This window comes from Sulfuricaulis limicola, assembly GCF_002355735.1.
GTDB lineage: Bacteria > Pseudomonadota > Gammaproteobacteria > Acidiferrobacterales > Sulfurifustaceae > Sulfuricaulis > Sulfuricaulis limicola.
Window position 1 is genome coordinate 650,732 of the sequence record NZ_AP014879.1, and the last position, 16,697, is coordinate 667,428.

Genomic DNA, 16,697 nt, shown 5'->3' on the forward strand with positions numbered 1-16,697 from the left:
GGCAGGGTAAGCTAGCAGTGTTTATTATGGAGAAAATCGTCTGATGCGGCGTTTCGGTTGGCGGTGGCTCGTGCCCTTATGTCTCCTTCTCGGCATTGTCGCGCTGGGCGGCTGCGGCAAGAAGGGCCCTTTGTATCTGCCGGACGAAGCCGCGGCGCCGGACAAGACCCGTGAGCAGGCCGTGGTCCCGGCAGCAACGCCGCCCGAAAAAAAATAATTCCATCACCGTTATCATGAATTCATTCAGCTACCGGGATCGGCAACTGTATGCCGAGAATGTGCGACTGGCCGACATCGCACAGCAGCTTGGCACGCCCTGCTACGTCTACTCGCGCGCCGCGCTGGAAGACCGCTTCCAGGCGTTCGCGGATGCGCTGAAAGGCCGCGATCATCTCGTCTGCTACGCCGTCAAGGCCAATTCCAATCTCGCGGTACTGAACCTGCTGGCGCGCCTGGGCTCGGGTTTCGACATCGTTTCCGGCGGCGAGCTGGAGCGCGTGCTGGCGGCCGGCGGCGATCCCGCGAAGGTGGTTTTCTCAGGTGTCGGCAAGACGCGCGATGAAATGCACCGCGCGCTGGCGGCCGGCATTTATTGCTTCAACGTGGAATCCGAGGCGGAGCTGGAAGTGCTGAACGAAATCGCCGGCGAGCTGGGCAAGCCGGCGCCGGTGGCGTTGCGCGTCAACCCGGACGTGGACCCGGCGACGCACCCGTACATTGCCACCGGCCTCAAGCAGAGCAAGTTCGGCATCGATATCGCACAGGCCATGACGGCCTTTGAGCGGGCACGATCGCTGCCGCACCTGCGCGTGACGGGCATCGCCTGCCACATCGGCTCGCAGCTCACGGACCTGGCGCCGGTGGTCGAGGCGCTGGACCGCGTTCTCGGTCTCGCCAATACCCTCCTCGATAAGGGCTTTACGTTGCAGCATCTCGATCTCGGCGGCGGGCTCGGTATCCGTTATAACGAGGAACAGCCGCCGTCGCCGGACGCTTATATCCGCGCCATCCTCGACCGGTTGGCGTCGAAGGGCGGCCATGGCCGGAAACTCCGTCTCGTGTTCGAGCCCGGCCGGGCGATTGTCGGCAACACCGGCCTGCTGCTCACGCGTGTGCTGTACCTCAAGCACGGATCGGAAAAGAATTTCGCCGTGGTGGATGCCGCCATGAACGACCTGCTGCGCCCGGCGCTGTACGAGGCCTGGCACGACATCACGCCGGTGGCGGTGGACGCGCCGCGCAAGATGCTTAAATATGATGTCGTCGGCCCGGTGTGCGAGAGCGGCGATTTTCTCGGACACGACCGCGAACTCGGCATCGAGGCCGGTGACCTGCTGGCGGTGGTTTCCGCCGGCGCCTACGGCGCCGTCATGAGCTCGAACTACAACACCCGCCCGCGCGCGCCCGAGGTGATGGTGGACGGGGACAGGTTCCAGGTCGTGCGTCGGCGCGAAACCGTGGCGGAGCTGTTCGCCTCCGAGTCCATTTTGCCAAAATAAATCTCACCGCAGAGGACGCAGAGATCGCAGAGTTTTGTTGAATTCTTCATTTCTCTGCGTACTCCGCGCTCTCTGCGGTAAGATTTCAAAATGCAGCGGATTCCCGAACCCGAGTTGATGGACGAGCCGGAGCAGGCGCGCGCCTACGCCCACGCCGATTTCGCCGAACCGCACCAGGCCTTTGTCGAACGTTTTCACCAGTGTTTTCCCGGTCATCGTCCGCGGCAGGTACTCGATCTCGGTTGCGGTGCGGCGGATATCACCATTCGTTTTGCCCGCGCCTGTCCCGAATGCAGCCTGACCGGCGTGGACGGCGCCGCGGCCATGCTGGTATTTGCGCACGAAGCGATTACCCGGGCGGATCTGGACGATCGTATTGAGCTGCAACAGGCGCGCCTTCCCGAAACGGCCTTGCCGCCGCACGCGTTCGATACCGTCATCAGCAACAGCCTGTTGCATCACTTGCACGATCCGCAGACACTGTGGAGCGCAGTGACGCAATACGCCGCGCCCGGCGCGGCGGTATTCATCATGGATCTGCACCGCCCCGATTCGCGCGAACGGGCCGGCGCTTTCGTGGATGAGCATGCCGGCATGGAACCGGAGATATTGCGGCGCGATTTTTTCAATTCGCTGCTGGCGGCGTTCCGGCCGGAAGAAATCAGGGAACAACTGGCGCAGGCCGGGCTGACGTCGTTCCGGGTCGAGGCCGCGGGTGACCGGCATATCATCGTGCACGGCAAGATGGGGTGATGACGCATGGGAATTTTCCAGAATCCGCCGGACGAGGAAATCAGGGAATTGTTGCGGCGCGTCCGCGCCATCGCCGTCGTCGGCCTGTCGCCGCGCACCAACCGTCCGAGTCACGGCGTGGCGGCGCAGATGCAGCGCTTCGGTTACCGCATCATCCCGGTGCGTCCCGCGGTGGATACGGTGCTGGGAGAGAAGGCCTACGCCTCGTTGCGCGAGGTGCCGGACCCGTTCGATCTGGTGGACGTGTTCCGTGCGCCGGAATACGTGGGCCAGATCGTCGAGGAATGCATCGCCCTGGGCGTCCCGGCGATCTGGCTGCAGGAAGGCGTGGTGAATATTCCCGCGGCCGAGCGGGCGCAGCAGGCCGGCCTGACCGTGGTCATGGACCGTTGTGTTTACCGGGAGTATCTGCGCCTGTTCGGACCGGTGCCGCATCCGTGAACACGCCCGCGGTTTATTTGCCACACGCCAACCGGTAAGCTTGCCGCCATGTCCGTTCCCTTTAGCAAGATGCACGGCGCCGGCAACGACTTCGTGGTGTTCGACGGCGTCTCCCGCCCGATTCAGCTCACACCCCAAAAGATCCGCCGGCTTGCGGACCGGCACTTCGGCATCGGCTGCGACCAGGTGCTGCTGGTGGAGCGGCCCACGACGGCCGGCGCCGATTTCCGCTACCGGATTTTCAACGCCGACGGCGGTGAGGTGGAGCAGTGCGGCAACGGCGCGCGCTGCTTCGTGCGTTTTGTCCGCGACAAACGGCTGACGGCCAAGGACGAAATCGCCGTCGAAACCCTGGCGGGCATGATTTACCCGCGCCTGGAAGCAGACGGCGACGTCAGTGTCAACATGGGCGTGCCGCGCTTCGAGCCCGCCGAAGTCCCGTTCGAGGCGGCCGTGCGTGAAAACGTCTATGATCTGGAAGTGGACGGCCGTATCGTGAAGGCGAGCATCCTGTCCATGGGCAATCCGCACGCGGTGCAGCTGGTGCCGGACGTGGACGCGGCGCCGGTGAACACGCAGGGGCCGCAAATCGAGCGGCACCCGCGTTTTCCGCGGCGCGTGAACGCCGGTTACATGCAGATCGTGGACCGCCGGCACATCCGGCTGCGGGTCTACGAACGCGGCGCCGGCGAGACGCTGGCCTGCGGGACCGGGGCCTGCGCGGCGATGGTGGCCGGTCGCCAAAGAGGTCTGCTGGATGATAAGGTAGAGGTGAAGCTGACCGGCGGCACGCTGCGCGTGTCCTGGGCCGGAGAAGGGCAGCCGGTGTGGATGACGGGACCGGCGATCACGGTTTTTGAGGGAACCATCGACCTGGAAAAACTATGAAACAAAAACTGCCGAGCGAAGAAATTCAGACGGAACTTTCCTGGGAGGAGGCGGTGGCGCGCTACCTCGAGGACCACCCAGATTATTTCCAGCGTTACCCGGAGACGCTCTCGCGCATCCTGTTGTCGCACGAAACCGGCGGCAAGGCGGTATCGCTCATCGAGCGCCAGGTGCAGGTGCTGCGCGAACAGAACCAGGCGCTGCAGCGCCAGTTGCGGGAGCTGGTCAACAATGCCCGTGAAAACGACGTGCTGAGCGGCCGGTTGCACCGTTTCGCGACCGCCATGATCGGCTGCGCCTCGCTCGACGACGTGCTGGACACGACCTACGACCTGCTGCGCCAAGAATTCAAGCTCGATGCCGTGGTGATCCTGCTGCGCGGCCGTCCCGTCCAGGGCGGACGCGCGGAGCTGGTCCCCGAGGATGATCGACGCCTCAACACGCTGTTCCAGCAGTTCAGCGGCGGCAAGCCCATCTGCGGCGGCAAATTCGAGGACAGCCTGATGAGTTATCTTTTCAGCGGACGCGCCGCCGAGATCAAGTCATCCGCGCTGATTCCGCTGGGAGAGAAAAACCCTTACGGCGTGCTCGGCCTCGGAACCCAGGACCCTTACCGCTTCCATCCCGGCATGGGCACGGTCTACCTCACGCGGCTGGGCGAGATGTTGACGCACAGTCTCTCCCGTCACCACGGGTAAATTCATCGCGCGCCACGGTGCTACCGCGCGCCACGCAACACCTCGACGGTTTTTTTCGCCATCTCGGCGACGAGCGGCGTTTGTCGCCGCTGACGCTGACGCATTACCGGCGCGATCTTTCCCAGTGCATGGCCTATTGCGACGGTGCCGGCATCTCCGGCTGGGAGCGGTTGACCCCCGCCGAGGTGCGCGGCTGGGTGTCGGCGCTGCATCGCCGGGGACTTTCCGGCAAGAGCATCCAGCGCGCGCTGTCGGCGCTGCGCAGCTTTTACCGTTACCTGTTGCGCGAGCAGATCGTCACGAACAATCCGGCAAGCGGCGTGAGCGCGCCCAAATCCGCGCGCCGTCTGCCGGACACGCTGACCGCCGACCAGGCCACGCGGCTGGTGTCGCTGGAGGCGCGCGATCCGCTCGCGGCGCGTGACCGCGCGCTGCTGGAGCTGCTGTACTCCTCCGGCCTGCGCCTGTCGGAACTGGTGAATCTCAATATTCCGGAACTCGATCTTGCCGCCGGCCAGGTGCGCGTCACCGGCAAGGGCCGCAAGGTGCGCGACGTGCCGGTGGGCGCCAAGGCGCGCGCGGCCCTGCGTGACTGGCTCGCGGTGCGTACGGAGTTTGCCCGGACGGAAGAAACGGCTGTGTTCGTGGCACGCAATGGCAAGCGCCTGGGCGCGCGCGCGGTGCAGGCGCGGCTGCAACAGTGGGCCAGGCGCCAGGGGATGGAAGTGCCGGTGCATCCGCACATGCTGCGCCATTCCTTCGCCAGCCACGTGCTGGAATCGAGCGGCGATCTGCGCGCGGTGCAGGAGATGCTGGGGCACGCCAACATCTCGACCACCCAGATTTACACCCATCTCGATTTTCAGCACCTCGCGGGCGTCTACGACAAGGCCCACCCGCGGGCGCGCAAGAAGACCCCGGCATGACGGCGCCGCGCTATTACAGCATGCGCCGCCTCTCGCCCTACCAGGGCACGGTGCAGATCACGGAATTGCCGGATTTCCGGGCCGTGACCTCGGATGGCATCGCCTGGCGCGTGCAATTCCTCAACCAGCGTTCGCGCGTTACCGGCCACGCCGTGTGGCGCGCCGACGGCGGCGGCAACCTGATCGAAACCCCGTACACCGGCGGCCTGATCCGGGCCCTGCAGAGCCATCCTCCGTTTCCTTTTCCATCGCAGGATAATCTCGAGTTGTGGCTGCTGGATGCCCGGGAGCAGAAACCGCTGGCGATCCTGGCCAGCACGCTGGGTCGCATCCGGCCGCCGCGCTCCATCGACACCCGCTGGCACGCTACCTTGGCGGAGGACGACAGTTTCGTCGCGCCAAGCCTCGCGCCGGAAAACGGCGCTGTTTCAACTTCGCACATCCCGCACAGCCAGGTGCTGAGCCGGTGCGTGCAAAAGGCCGCCGGTCCGCTGGAGCGGGCGCAATGGTTCCGCCGCGAGGACGACGGCAGCGGCACCGGTCTGCACGGCTGCCGCCTCGAAGCCGCGCAGGTGGGACGCCGGCTCGGGCGCGATGCCTTTCCCGAACTGCTGCTGCGCGAGCAATGGGAAGTGGAACAGGAACAGAAACTCGTCAGCGATTATCACGACTGGCAGGCACCCAACCTGCTGACACACTCCCGGCTCTCGCACGCCACGCGCGACCGCCTCGAACGCGCCGCCTGCCGTCAGGCGGTGAAACTCTACAACGTCCGGCATTTCCTGCCGGAGCTTATCAATCCCGACCTGCTGAACGTGGCCTTCGTCGAAGCCGTGATCCGGCGTTCCACCTAGGCCCAGTAGGTGAATTCTCCCCGCCGCTTATCGCCATACGGGGAATGGCTTAGAATGCCGCATCTGTTCACGTGAGGCTGGCGGCATGGCGGCTCGATCAACCCGGGAAAAAATTATGGATGCCGCGCTCGATCTCGCCGGGCGCCAGTCCTGGGAAAGCCTGCGGCTGCATGACGTGGCGGCGGAACTGCAGCTGGATCTGAATGACGTTCGCGTGCATTTCCGCGAAAAGGAAGACATCGTCGATGCCTGGTTCGACCGCGCGGACGCGGCCATGTTGCAGGCCGGCACCGCCACCGGATTTTCCGATCTGCCGGCGCGCGAACGCTTGCACCGCTTGATCATGGCCTGGCTCGCGGCGCTGGCGTCGCACCGGGATGTGACGCGCCAGATGATTTACGGAAAATTCGAGCCGGGCCACGTGCATTACCAGTTCGCGGGCCTGTTGCGCGTCAGCCGCACGGTACAATGGCTGCGCGAGGCGGCGCACCGCGATGCCGTGCTGCCGTGGCGCGCCATCGAGGAGACCGGCCTGACGGCGATTTATCTGGCGGTGTTTTTCTGCTGGATGCGCGATGAGTCGGAAAGTGCCACGCGCACCTCGGTGTTTCTCGACCGGCTGCTGGGGCGGGCGGAGCGTCTGGCGCAATCCCTGCCCGGGTTTTCGGGGCCGCGCAGGAATGCCGGTGCACCGCCATTTTCCGCACCGAAGTCATGAATTCGAATTTTTAACCGGAGGTCCGGCCCATGGCCGATGCATTCAAGAATATTCCCATCAAAACCACCATCGGCAACCAGGAGCACGCCGAGATCAGCAGCTGCGCCGATGCCGAGCCCTACGCGCTGCGGGTCATTGGCGACAGCATGGAGCCGGAATTTCTCGACGGTCATATCCTGATCGTGGACCCGGCCATGCCGCCGCAGCATGGCGCCTACGTGATCATCGACTATCAGGGCGAAACCACGTTCCGCCAGTTCATCGTGGAAAACGGCAGGAAATACCTGAAGGCGCTCAACAGCGCCTATCCGGCGGTGGAGCTGGTGGAGAACTACTCGGTGCGCGGGGTGGTGGTGCAGCGCGCCAGCCGCCGGCGCAAGGACCACAAGCATTATTATTGAAATATTAAATGATTAATGGACAGGATTTACAGGATTAACAGGATAAAACACAAGCCACAACCGCAGTGCTCTTTTTAATCCTGTAAATCCTGTTAATCCTGTCTATTCAAATTTATAAAGGTGCGCGCGTGACCAGGGCAGGTCGTTGTTGGCGGCGCGGGTAAAGAGAACCTGGAACAGTTGCATGGTGCCGGCCGTGAATCCGGCGATCGAGCCGGCGAGATAAAGCCGCCAGGCGCGCACAAAAGCGCTGTCATATTTTTTTTCAATTTTTTCCGCGCTCTGTTCGAAGCGCTCGAACCAGTGTTCCAGCGTCCGGGCATAATGCAAGCGCAGATTTTCGATATCGAGCACAGAGAAATCGTGTGGCTCGAAAATATCCATCATTTCGCTCAGCGCGGGCGGATAGCCCCCGGGAAATATCCGTTTTTCAATCCAGGCGTTCAACCGCTCGGGTTTGTTGCGGCCGATGGAATGAATGAGTCCGCGTCCATGCGGCGCAAGACAGCGATTGATGACATCGCCCAGCGCGACGTAATTGTCGCGGCCAACGTGTTCCAGCATGCCGACGGACACGAATACGTCGAATTCCCCCGAGATGTTGCGGTAGTCGTCCTCCACGTATTCCACGCTGTCCCCGAGGCCGGCGGCCCGGGCTCGTTCCCGGGCATACAGGATCTGCTGGTGCGAGATGTTGTAGGACCTGACCCTGACGCCGTAGTGCTGTGCCATGTGGAGCGCGAGTCCGCCCCAGCCGCAGCCGGCTTCCACCACCCGGTCACCCGGCTTCAGCTGAAGCTTGCGGCACACGTGATCCATCTTGGCGCGCTGCGCCTGCTCGAGCGTCAGGTCCGGGGTCGGAAAATAGGCGCAGGTGTACTGCATGGCCTCGCAGTCCAGCCACAGCTCGTAGAAATCGTTGCCGATATCGTAGTGATGATGGATGTTGTCGCGTGAATCCGTGAGCCGGTTGGAGCGCGGACGATTGAACAGACGCGTCTGCGCCTCCTTGAGTTTCTGGTATTTGGGGGATGATCCTGCCGTGCGATAGGCAAGCACCAGGAACTCCACGAGGTCGCCTTCCACCTCGATGCGCCCGGCGCTGTAGAGGTCGCCGAAATGCAGCGCAGGATTCACCAGCAGCTTCTGCAATACCTCGCCGTCGCGGAAATGCACGCGGGCGACGGAGGGTTTGTCCACGGAGGGAATTGTTTCACCGTTCCACAACACGAAGGTCAGCGGCGGGTCACCGAGCAGGTCAAGCAGCTTGCGCGCCATCCAGCGATCCAGCACCGAAACCCGCGACGAAGAAGACAACGGGCCGGACCCAACCCTTCCGCCCGTCAACGCCGGAATATTGAGCGACGTCAGCCTGGATTTCTGCGCATCCTTTTCCACGGGCCTTGCTCCTTCAGGACGCCTTTAATCCTACCTTGTCCCCGCGTTCTTTTACAAATGCCCCGCCTCCGGCCGCGCATTCCGGGGCCGGTTTTTCCTGTCAGATTCCCGTGAACAGGCGGCGGGGTTGCGTCGCCACGCCGCCCGGTCGCGGCAGCACATGAAAGGCCGGATAGAGTGTAAAATGGCGGCATGCGATCCCGGCGGCGCGTTGCCAGCATTCTTTTTTTCCCAGGAATTCTGTTTCGGCTGTTGTCGGGCGTCCTGATGGCGGCGGCTGTTTTCGCGCCGGCGTCAGCCGCCGGACCGGAAGAATATTTGCGTGGTTATGTCGATTCGCTTCTCGACAGCCGTTTCCCCGGACTTGGCCTGCGTTCGCAGGTCATCTCGACGGACGGCACGGTGAAATTATCCTCGCACACCTGTCTCGGCCCTTCCCAGAAACGCGACGTGCTGTATCTGCTGACCACCACCGGCCGGGTGCAGAATGTCCAGTGGGATCTGTCCACGGATTGCGACAGGTCCGATGCCGCGGGGCAGGACAAAGCGGGAGCGGATCGCGAGCCTGAGACTCCCATTGATGTTTATGCCTTGCCCGAACAGGAGTTGTTCGCGCCGTTGCTGGCCGACCCGCGGCAGCCGCGTTTTTCCGTGAGCTACCTGCACTATCGCAGCCCCACGAAGGAATTTGCCGCCGCCAGCACCGCTTTCGGAGAATATTTCGGTTTGGCTTCCGGCGTCTTTGGAAAGTCAGGCAGCTCGCAAGTCGGGATTCAGGGCGGGGTGTTCGCGCTGTTCAATCTCGATGCGCCGTCGAGTGATCTGATCAACGCGGATTACTGGATCGGCTTGCCGGTCAGTTATCGCAAAGGTCCCTGGTCGTATCTGCTGCGCATCTATCACCAGAGTTCGCACCTGGGAGACGAGTTCATTCTGGGCAACCCGGGCATCAATCGGGTCAATCTGAGCTACGAGGACATGAAGTTTCTCGTGTCTTACGAATGGGAGCGTTGGCGCCTCTATGGCGGCGGCGGTTATATGTTGCACAGCGAGCCGGATCTGGCGCCCAAACATCTCCAGGGCGGGGTCGAATACGTCCGGCCGCGCGCGGCCGGGAGATTGAGTTTCATTGCCGCGGCGGACATACAGGCCTCCGAGGAACTCGACTGGCGGCGCAGTCGTTCATACCAGGCGGGGTTTGAGCTCCGCAGCCGCAGCCCCCGGCGGGCGCGCCTCATGCTGGAGCATTTCCGCGGCCATTCGCCCAATGGGCAGTTTTACCTCGAATCCCTGCGTTACACGGGACTGGGACTTTACTTCGGTTTCTGAGGAACCCGGCCGGAATGACTGGTTGGCGCGATAATAGCGATTGGCGGACGACGCCGGGCATACTATCCTTAGGGATAATTGCGGCGGCAGGAAACCGCCTGAAGTCTTGCCCCGGTTCAAGCCGGGGCATGCCCCCCGGGCAGGAAGAGCCTGAAGTCGCAATAATCGGCAGTTCTCAGGAGGTTTTATTGTTGCTCCGGCGCGTCAGAATACCAAGGGGGCAATCTGCAGGCACAGCTTGCCTTAGTTTCAACAGCATCTGTGCCGGGTCAATAAAAAATTGGAAATCACAGGAAGGTGGTTACAAATGAAGCTCGATAAAAAATCCCTGATTCAAATCGTCATCCTCATCGTGCTCGTCATCGGAGGCGCCGGGGCCTATCTCGCGCAGCAGGACGGCGGACTGGATTTCGTCAGCGGCCTGTTCGAGAGCAAGCCGGCCACCATCCGGGCGCCGACATCCGCTGCCGCCAAAAAACCCGCGCCGGGTCCGGCCGCGCCGGCCGTTGCCAAACCGGCCGAGCCTGAAATGTCCGCGACGCCCGCCAAAGGACAGATTCACGGGAAACCATTCAAGGTCGAGAAAAGTTATATCGAGAACGGCGTGCTGACCCTGCGGTTGGGCAAGGACGTGACCGCCGATCTGGAAGTGAAAATAATGTTGCCAGGCTCGCCGTGGGAAACGCCGGCCGGGAAAAATTTCAAGGTGATGGAAGCCGGCGGCGCCGGCACGCCACAAGTGGTGCTGGCATGGAAGGAAGACGGCCAGAGCGCCCCTTCGGAACAGAAATTCACCGACAAGTACAGCATGATGCTCGAGTTCGGACAGGAAAAGGACAAAAAGCTGCCGGGAAAAATCCAGCTCAATCTTCCGGACGAGACGAAAAGCCATGTCGCCGGGACTTTCGAGGCGGACATCCGGGGATTCCGCATCGTGGACGGCAAACCCGATTTGTCCGTCGACTCGGTGGACACGCTCCAGTACCTGGCGTTGCGTGAACTGCTGAAGGACGATCCGAACAAGTCGCTCGAAGTCATCTCGTTCCGTAATGGACGTTATGCCGAGCCGTCGGCTCCGGGCAAGAATATGACCGGTTCCATCGAGGTGGAGTACCGTGTCGGTCAGGGCTCACCTGCCGCGCAACAGTTCCAGCTTGAGAAGGATGCCGGCGCCTGGAAGGTGGTGCGTGCGGTACGGAAAAAACCCGCCGGGTAGGATGCATGACATGATGCAAACAAAAACCCCGCCAATATGGCGGGGTTTTTGTTTTGATCTCTCAACCGGCCGGCACCGCGGCCGGTCCGGATCAGGCGAGCGGCTTTACCACGGTGGCCTGCATCCCCTTTGGCCCCTTCTGGCTTTCAAATTCCACCTGCTGACCCTCGGCCAGTTTCTTGTAGCCTTCGGCCTGAATCACGGAGTAGTGTACGAACACATCCGCGCTTCCATCCTGTGGCGAGATGAAACCAAAACCCTTAGCCTCGTTGAACCACTTTACAGTACCCATGCGCATGACGAATGACCTCACTAAAAATTAATTTTTTATGAAAAATTTTGTACGTGCTGTAATGGTGGAGTTCGCCAGGACCAACCGCGGATGCCTGTAAATACCAGCATGACAACAAACGGCAGTGCAGCACTGCCGTTTCAGTATAACGAATTTGCTATTTGTGTACATCCAAACACCGTGCGCGGGTTCGTCAAGTCCGGCATGAAACTTGCCGAAACCGCGCTTCATCTGGTGAAAAGTGTAAATATTTCTGACAAGGAGGGCTGAACATGCAAATCCCGTGGTATGTCACGGCACTCGGCGCCGCCCTGGTCTGGGGCGTGCATTACCCGCTGGTGGATCATGCGCTGAAAAAGCTGTCGCTGGTTTCCGTGCTGCTGTTGACGGCCCTGCCGATAGTCGTCCTGGGGCTCTTTTTTCATCGGACCCTCGCCGCGGACTACGCCGTCTGGACGACTCTGGGCACGGGTACGAGAGCCAGGGTGCTTGCCCTGGCCCTGACCAGCCTGCTGGGATCGGTGCTGTTATTCCTCTCCATCGCCGGCAAGAACGCCACGCTCGCAAGTCTTATAGAGATCTCTTATCCGGTGTTCGTGGCGCTGTTCGCCTGGCTGTTGTTCCGCGAGATTCACATCAACCCGAGCGTGATCATCGGCGGGCTGCTGGTGTTCGCCGGCGTGGTCATGATCGTCTGGAACAACCCTTGATGAATTCGGTTGTATAAAAAGCGGGCGCCTGGAGCGCCCGCTTTCCATCCCTGATCAAGACAAACGTTTAAAGGTTGTAACCCGTCTCGTTGTGCAGCACGGTGTCGAGGCCCTCGGTTTCCTGTTCCACGGTCACACGCAGGCCCAGCATGGCGTCGATCAGCTTGAGCAGGATGAAGGTGACGATGCCGGACCAGGCGGCCGTGACCAGAATACCGGTAATCTGGGTCGTGACCTGCTTGCCCATGGTAACGCCCTCGGCAAAACCGACGCCGCCAAGCGTGGTGGCGGCGAAGATGCCGGTCAGCAGCGTGCCAATGATGCCGCCCACGCCGTGCACCGGGAACACGTCGAGCGAATCATCCACGTGCAGCGAGCGCTTCATGTAGTTGGTAGCCACGAAGCACACGAGCCCGGCGGTGACGCCGATCACGAGCGCGCCGAGCGGGCCGACGAAGCCCGAGGCCGGCGTGATGGTGCCGAGACCCGCCACCATGCCGGTGACGATGCCGAGCACCGACGGCTTGCCGAAGCGGATCCACTCGCAGAACATCCAGGTGAGCGAACCGGCGGCGGCGCCGATGTGCGTGACCAGCATGGTCATGCCGGCGGTGCCGTTGGCCGCCAGCGCGCTGCCGGCGTTGAAACCGAACCAGCCGACCCACAGCATGCAAGCCCCAATGACGGTCATGGTGAGGTTGTGCGGCGGCATCGCCGTCTCCGGAAAGCCCTTGCGCCGGCCCAGCACCAGCGCTGCCACCAGCGCCGCGACGCCGGCGTTGACGTGCACCACGGTGCCGCCGGCGAAATCCATCACGCCCATTTTCTGCAGCCAGCCGTCGCCCCAGACCCAGTGACACACTGGCACGTAAACCAGCAGCAGCCACAACAGGCTGAACAGCATCATGGCGGAAAACTTCATGCGCTCGGCGAAGGCGCCGACCACCAGCGCCGGCGTGATGATGGCGAAGGTCATCTGGAACATGGCGAACACGGTTTCCGGAACGTCGCCCTTGAGGGTGTTCACGCCGATGCCGGCCATGAGCGCCTTGGCCATGCCGCCGATCCAGGCGTTGGCTCCGCCGCCGTCGCCGAAGGCGAGGCTGTAGGCGAACAGCACCCACACGATGGACACCATGCAGGTAATGGCGAAGCACTGCATCAGAACGGACAGTACGTTTTTCGTGCGCACCAGTCCGCCGTAAAACAGCGCGAGCCCGGGGATGGTCATGAACAGCACCAGCACCGAGGAGGTCAGCAGCCAGGCGGTGTTGGCGGTGTTGAGGGTGGGCGTCTCCGCCGCCAGCGCCAGCGGTGAGGCGGCCAGCAGCAGTGACGCGATGAGCAGTCGCGTGGATTTAACGGGTGTCATGATGTTCTCCTGGGTGTGATAGTTATTTGGTTTATACGGCGCCGACGCCGGGAGCCTGCGCGGCATCATACAAAACCGGGGCGGTTCCTGAAATCGTTACGGCGCCGCCGGGAGCGGACATGGACCGAGGCGGGCCCCGGCAAAACCTGCCGATGGAAGCTGTTCTCGTGCGAACCATGAGCCTTTGTGCACCAAAATGGCACAAAAATTGCTGCTTGGTGGGGATAATATCGAAAAGAGGGTATCCACCATGGCTGGAAGGCACCTGCCGGTTGTCGTCGTATTGGCGTGGTTGGCGGCATTCGCGGGGCCCGTGACCGCGGACAACGGCGTGGTTTCACCCGACAGCATCCCCGGCACCACCAAAGTGGACGCCGAGGGCGTACTCGATCTGGCCGAAAAAAATCCCGAGCTGGTTATCGTGGATGCACGCATCCGCCAGGACCGGCTGCAAGGGTATATCGAAGGTTCCATAAGCCTGCCCGATGTCGATACCAGCTGCGAATCGCTCGCCAGGATCATCCCCCAAAAGTCGACGCCGGTCCTGTTTTACTGCAACGGTCCCAAATGCGGACGCAGCGTCCACTCGTCGCGCAAGGCTCTCGACTGCGGATATACCGGCGTTTACTGGTACCGCGGCGGGTTCGAAGAGTGGAAGAACAAGAATTATCCGTACTTGAAAAAATAACCAAGGGAAGATTTCGTCATGCTGACACAGCATCTGACCATGCGCGCCTCGTTGAGCCTTACCATCGTGATCATGGGCCTGCTCGGTCTCGCGCTGGCACTGGCGACCGGGGAGGTATACCGGCAGCAGACACTGGATAACCAGCGTGCGGCCATGGCGGAGTTGCTGCGTCTCAAGACGGACGACCTGTTGCGTGAGCTCGAAGCCAAGTCGCGCGATCTGGCTTTGGCCATCCAGCACGAGCCCGGGTTCCAGCGCGCCTTCGACGCGCGTGACACGCGCTCCCTGCCACGATTGATGGACAAACAGTTTCACCAGTATTTCGAAACCGCCAATGTCATCAAGATCGAGAAATTGAGGGCGTTCGACATCAATTTTTCATTCGTGGCCGAATCCACGGAGGGCAGCCCTCTGCTGGCGGACGGCAAGGTCTTCTGTCCGGCACTGATCCAGCAGGCGCGCACGCGCCAGGGACCGGCGCGCCTGCAAACGATCTCCGATCTGTGTCCGGTGGCTGACCGCCTGTATCACGCAGTGATCGTTCCGATCGGCGGGTTGCGGCCCAGGGGATATCTGCAGATATTCACCGATCCCACGCGCAGCCTTGCCGGCACCGAAAAGGCCCTGGGCATGCCGGTCAAGATCACGCTGGCTTCCGGGCAGGTGATATACAAATCCGAAGCGTGGTTTCCTCCGCATGCCATGGAACGCACCCTGGTGGCGGAATATCCGCTGGAGACGCCCGCCTCGGGCAGGGTGATGACGCTGGGCGTCATGGAGGACATTCAGGCACTCCATGAAAGGCTCTCCATGACCCGTTACATGGTCATGATGGCCGCCGGCCTCGTCACCCTGTTGGTGATCGCCATCGCCATGCTGGTGCTGCAAAACACGACGTTGCGACCGTTGCTGGCTCTGCACGACCAGCTGCGCAGCGTGCGCAAGGATCGCACGCGCCTGAGCGAGACCCTGACACCGTCCGGCACTCTCGAAATCAAGGAACTGGCACAGGATTTCAACGCCCTCAGCGCTGAACTCGGGGACCTGCACCGCATGCTCGAACGCCTGGCGTTCACCGATACGCTCACGGAACTGCCCAACCGCAGTCATTTTCACGAACGCCTGCAGCAATGCACCACGCCAGTGCGTGCGGCCCGGAGTCCGTTTGCCCTGTTCGTGATGGACCTCGACCGTTTCAAGGAGGTCAACGACTCGTTCGGCCACGATATCGGCGACCAATTGCTCAAGCAGGTCAGCACGCGCCTGCACGGGGTGCTGCGTCGTTCCGACGTCTTCCTGCGGCTGGATCAGGAAATCGCGGCAAAATCCGAGGATGAAATCATCGCGCGTCTGGGCGGCGACGAATTCGCCGCCATCGTGCCGGGCGTGGCCGACGACAGATCGGCCATCCTGATCGCGCAGAAATTCATCGCGGTGATGCAACAGCCGTTCATCGTCGGCATGCACCGTTTCAATGTCGGCGTCAGCATCGGCATCGCCCTGTACCCGCAACATGGCGTGGATCCGATGACGCTGCTGCGACAGTCGGATGTCGCCATGTACCAGGCCAAGCAGAGCAAAAGCGGTTACGCCTTCTTCGACAGCGTGCGCGACCATCACAAGTTGCAGCTGTTGACGCTGGAGCGCGACCTGCGCCAGGCGATCGAGAACGGCGGTCTCGAGCTGTATTACCAGCCGATGGTGGACATCCGTACCACCAAGGTGAGCTGCGTCGAGGCCCTGGTACGGTGGCGTTACCCCGACCTCGATCTGACATCGCCGGACAAGTTTATCCATGTCGCCGAACAGTGCGGCCTGATCCAGCCGCTCACCCGCTGGGTGTTCAATCGCGCGGTGGAACAGTGCGCCCAGTGGCGCCGGGCGGGCTTTCTGTTCGATGTGTCCGTGAACCTGTCGGTGATGAACCTGCACGAGCAGGACTTCGTCGATTACGTCATGAACACGCTGCGCCAGTGGGAGGTCGAGCCGTCCTGGGTCTCGCTCGAGGTGACTGAAAGCGCGGTCATGTCTGATCCGAGCCATGCGCTCGAGGTGTTGTCGCGCCTCGACGCCATGGGCGTGCGGATTTCCATCGACGATTTCGGCACCGGGTATTCGTCGCTGGCCTACCTCAAGCGGCTGCCCGTGGATGAAATCAAGATCGACCGTTCCTTCGTCATCGACATGAAGCTGGACAACAACGACGCGGTCATCGTGCGCTCCACCATCGACCTGGCGCACAACATGAGTCTGCGCGTGGTGGCCGAGGGCGTGGAAAACCCGGAGACCCTGCGGCTGCTGACCGCGCTCGGTTGCGACGTGGTGCAGGGTTTTTTCGTCAGTCGGCCGCTGCCCTATGACGAACTGATCCGGTGGCTGAGCAATTCCGCCTGGAGCGCCAAGCAGCGGCCGAGCTTTTCCGGCCGCGATGGGAAGGGAAGCTCCGTGGTGGCACTGCGCCGCCGCCCGCGTCCGGGACCGTCCGGCTAACAGCCCGCTTACTCCGCAAAGAGC

The 16,697-nt window shown here is 62.1% G+C and carries 19 protein-coding genes; 16 read left to right on the top strand and 3 right to left on the bottom strand.

Features of this window, described 5'->3' with window-relative positions:
• Nucleotides 1-43 precede the first annotated feature (43 nt).
• The 10 genes from lptM to SCL_RS03280 all read left to right on the top strand — a co-directional run bounded on the left by lptM (nucleotide 44) and on the right by SCL_RS03280 (nucleotide 7,178).
• Nucleotides 44-217, top strand: a complete 174-nt coding sequence (lptM, locus tag SCL_RS14220) for an LPS translocon maturation chaperone LptM (RefSeq protein WP_172425902.1) — start codon at nucleotides 44-46, stop codon at nucleotides 215-217.
• A 16-nt stretch (nucleotides 218-233) separates the two neighbouring features.
• Nucleotides 234-1,499 (top strand): diaminopimelate decarboxylase, encoded by a 1,266-nt coding sequence (gene lysA, locus SCL_RS03240; RefSeq protein WP_096359894.1) that lies wholly within the window; start codon nucleotides 234-236, stop codon nucleotides 1,497-1,499.
• A gap of 90 nt (nucleotides 1,500-1,589) precedes the next feature.
• Nucleotides 1,590-2,252, top strand: a complete 663-nt coding sequence (locus tag SCL_RS03245; protein ID WP_096359895.1) for a class I SAM-dependent methyltransferase — start codon at nucleotides 1,590-1,592, stop codon at nucleotides 2,250-2,252.
• Between the two features lie 6 nt (nucleotides 2,253-2,258).
• Nucleotides 2,259-2,693 carry a CoA-binding protein gene (locus SCL_RS03250; RefSeq protein WP_096359896.1) on the top strand — a complete coding sequence of 145 codons (435 nt, stop codon included), beginning with the start codon at nucleotides 2,259-2,261 and terminating at the stop codon, nucleotides 2,691-2,693.
• 48 nt (nucleotides 2,694-2,741) lie between these two features.
• Nucleotides 2,742-3,581, top strand: a complete 840-nt coding sequence (gene dapF, locus SCL_RS03255; protein WP_096359897.1) for a diaminopimelate epimerase — start codon at nucleotides 2,742-2,744, stop codon at nucleotides 3,579-3,581.
• Nucleotides 3,578-4,279 carry a DUF484 family protein gene (locus tag SCL_RS03260; protein ID WP_096359898.1) on the top strand — a complete coding sequence of 234 codons (702 nt, stop codon included), beginning with the start codon at nucleotides 3,578-3,580 and terminating at the stop codon, nucleotides 4,277-4,279. Before dapF ends, SCL_RS03260 begins: the two co-directional genes overlap by 4 nt.
• Nucleotides 4,280-4,296: 17 nt before the next feature.
• Complete coding sequence (gene xerC / locus SCL_RS03265) at nucleotides 4,297-5,205, top strand: tyrosine recombinase XerC (RefSeq protein ID WP_096359899.1); 909 nt, start codon at nucleotides 4,297-4,299, stop codon at nucleotides 5,203-5,205.
• Nucleotides 5,202-6,059 (top strand): hypothetical protein, encoded by an 858-nt coding sequence (locus SCL_RS03270; RefSeq protein ID WP_096359900.1) that lies wholly within the window; start codon nucleotides 5,202-5,204, stop codon nucleotides 6,057-6,059. The genes xerC and SCL_RS03270 overlap by 4 nt, the downstream gene beginning before the upstream one ends.
• Nucleotides 6,060-6,144: 85 nt before the next feature.
• Nucleotides 6,145-6,777, top strand: coding sequence for a TetR/AcrR family transcriptional regulator (locus SCL_RS03275; RefSeq protein WP_148664962.1), 633 nt, complete (start codon nucleotides 6,145-6,147; stop codon nucleotides 6,775-6,777).
• Between the two features lie 29 nt (nucleotides 6,778-6,806).
• On the top strand, nucleotides 6,807-7,178 hold the full coding sequence (locus SCL_RS03280; protein ID WP_096359902.1) for a LexA family protein: 372 nt from the start codon (nucleotides 6,807-6,809) through the stop codon (nucleotides 7,176-7,178).
• 102 nt (nucleotides 7,179-7,280) lie between these two features.
• On the opposite strand, the gene SCL_RS03285 is transcribed toward SCL_RS03280, so the two are convergent.
• On the bottom strand, nucleotides 7,281-8,576 hold the full coding sequence (locus SCL_RS03285; protein WP_197702694.1) for an SAM-dependent methyltransferase: 1,296 nt from the start codon (nucleotides 8,574-8,576) through the stop codon (nucleotides 7,281-7,283).
• Between the two features lie 267 nt (nucleotides 8,577-8,843).
• Between SCL_RS03285 and SCL_RS03290 the strand changes: the two genes are divergently transcribed.
• Together SCL_RS03290 and SCL_RS03295 are read left to right on the top strand one after the other, a co-directional pair.
• Nucleotides 8,844-9,905, top strand: a complete 1,062-nt coding sequence (locus SCL_RS03290) for a DUF1207 domain-containing protein (protein WP_172425903.1) — start codon at nucleotides 8,844-8,846, stop codon at nucleotides 9,903-9,905.
• A gap of 307 nt (nucleotides 9,906-10,212) precedes the next feature.
• The gene (locus tag SCL_RS03295; RefSeq protein WP_096359904.1) at nucleotides 10,213-11,121 is read left to right on the top strand and encodes a hypothetical protein; all 909 of its coding nucleotides are present in this window, start codon (nucleotides 10,213-10,215) and stop codon (nucleotides 11,119-11,121) included.
• 91 nt (nucleotides 11,122-11,212) lie between these two features.
• On the opposite strand, the gene SCL_RS03300 is transcribed toward SCL_RS03295, so the two are convergent.
• Nucleotides 11,213-11,419 carry a cold-shock protein gene (locus tag SCL_RS03300; protein WP_096359905.1) on the bottom strand — a complete coding sequence of 69 codons (207 nt, stop codon included), beginning with the start codon at nucleotides 11,417-11,419 and terminating at the stop codon, nucleotides 11,213-11,215.
• Between the two features lie 84 nt (nucleotides 11,420-11,503).
• Between SCL_RS03300 and SCL_RS13950 the strand changes: the two genes are divergently transcribed.
• Nucleotides 11,504-11,683, top strand: a complete 180-nt coding sequence (locus SCL_RS13950) for a hypothetical protein (RefSeq protein WP_148664963.1) — start codon at nucleotides 11,504-11,506, stop codon at nucleotides 11,681-11,683.
• Nucleotides 11,684-11,685: 2 nt separating this feature from the next.
• Nucleotides 11,686-12,123: an EamA family transporter gene (locus SCL_RS03305; protein WP_096359906.1), complete on the top strand. Its 438-nt coding sequence runs from the start codon at nucleotides 11,686-11,688 to the stop codon at nucleotides 12,121-12,123.
• Nucleotides 12,124-12,190: 67 nt separating this feature from the next.
• Here the strand turns inward: SCL_RS03305 and SCL_RS03310 are convergent, their stop codons facing one another.
• The gene (locus SCL_RS03310) at nucleotides 12,191-13,495 is read right to left on the bottom strand and encodes an ammonium transporter (RefSeq protein WP_096361816.1); all 1,305 of its coding nucleotides are present in this window, start codon (nucleotides 13,493-13,495) and stop codon (nucleotides 12,191-12,193) included.
• Nucleotides 13,496-13,745: 250 nt separating this feature from the next.
• Here SCL_RS03310 and SCL_RS03315 point away from each other — a divergent pair, with 250 nt between their 5' ends.
• Together SCL_RS03315 and SCL_RS03320 are read left to right on the top strand one after the other, a co-directional pair.
• Complete coding sequence (locus tag SCL_RS03315; protein ID WP_172425904.1) at nucleotides 13,746-14,183, top strand: rhodanese-like domain-containing protein; 438 nt, start codon at nucleotides 13,746-13,748, stop codon at nucleotides 14,181-14,183.
• Between the two features lie 18 nt (nucleotides 14,184-14,201).
• Nucleotides 14,202-16,673, top strand: a complete 2,472-nt coding sequence (locus tag SCL_RS03320) for a putative bifunctional diguanylate cyclase/phosphodiesterase (RefSeq protein ID WP_096359908.1) — start codon at nucleotides 14,202-14,204, stop codon at nucleotides 16,671-16,673.
• The last annotated feature ends 24 nt before the right edge of the window (nucleotides 16,674-16,697 follow it).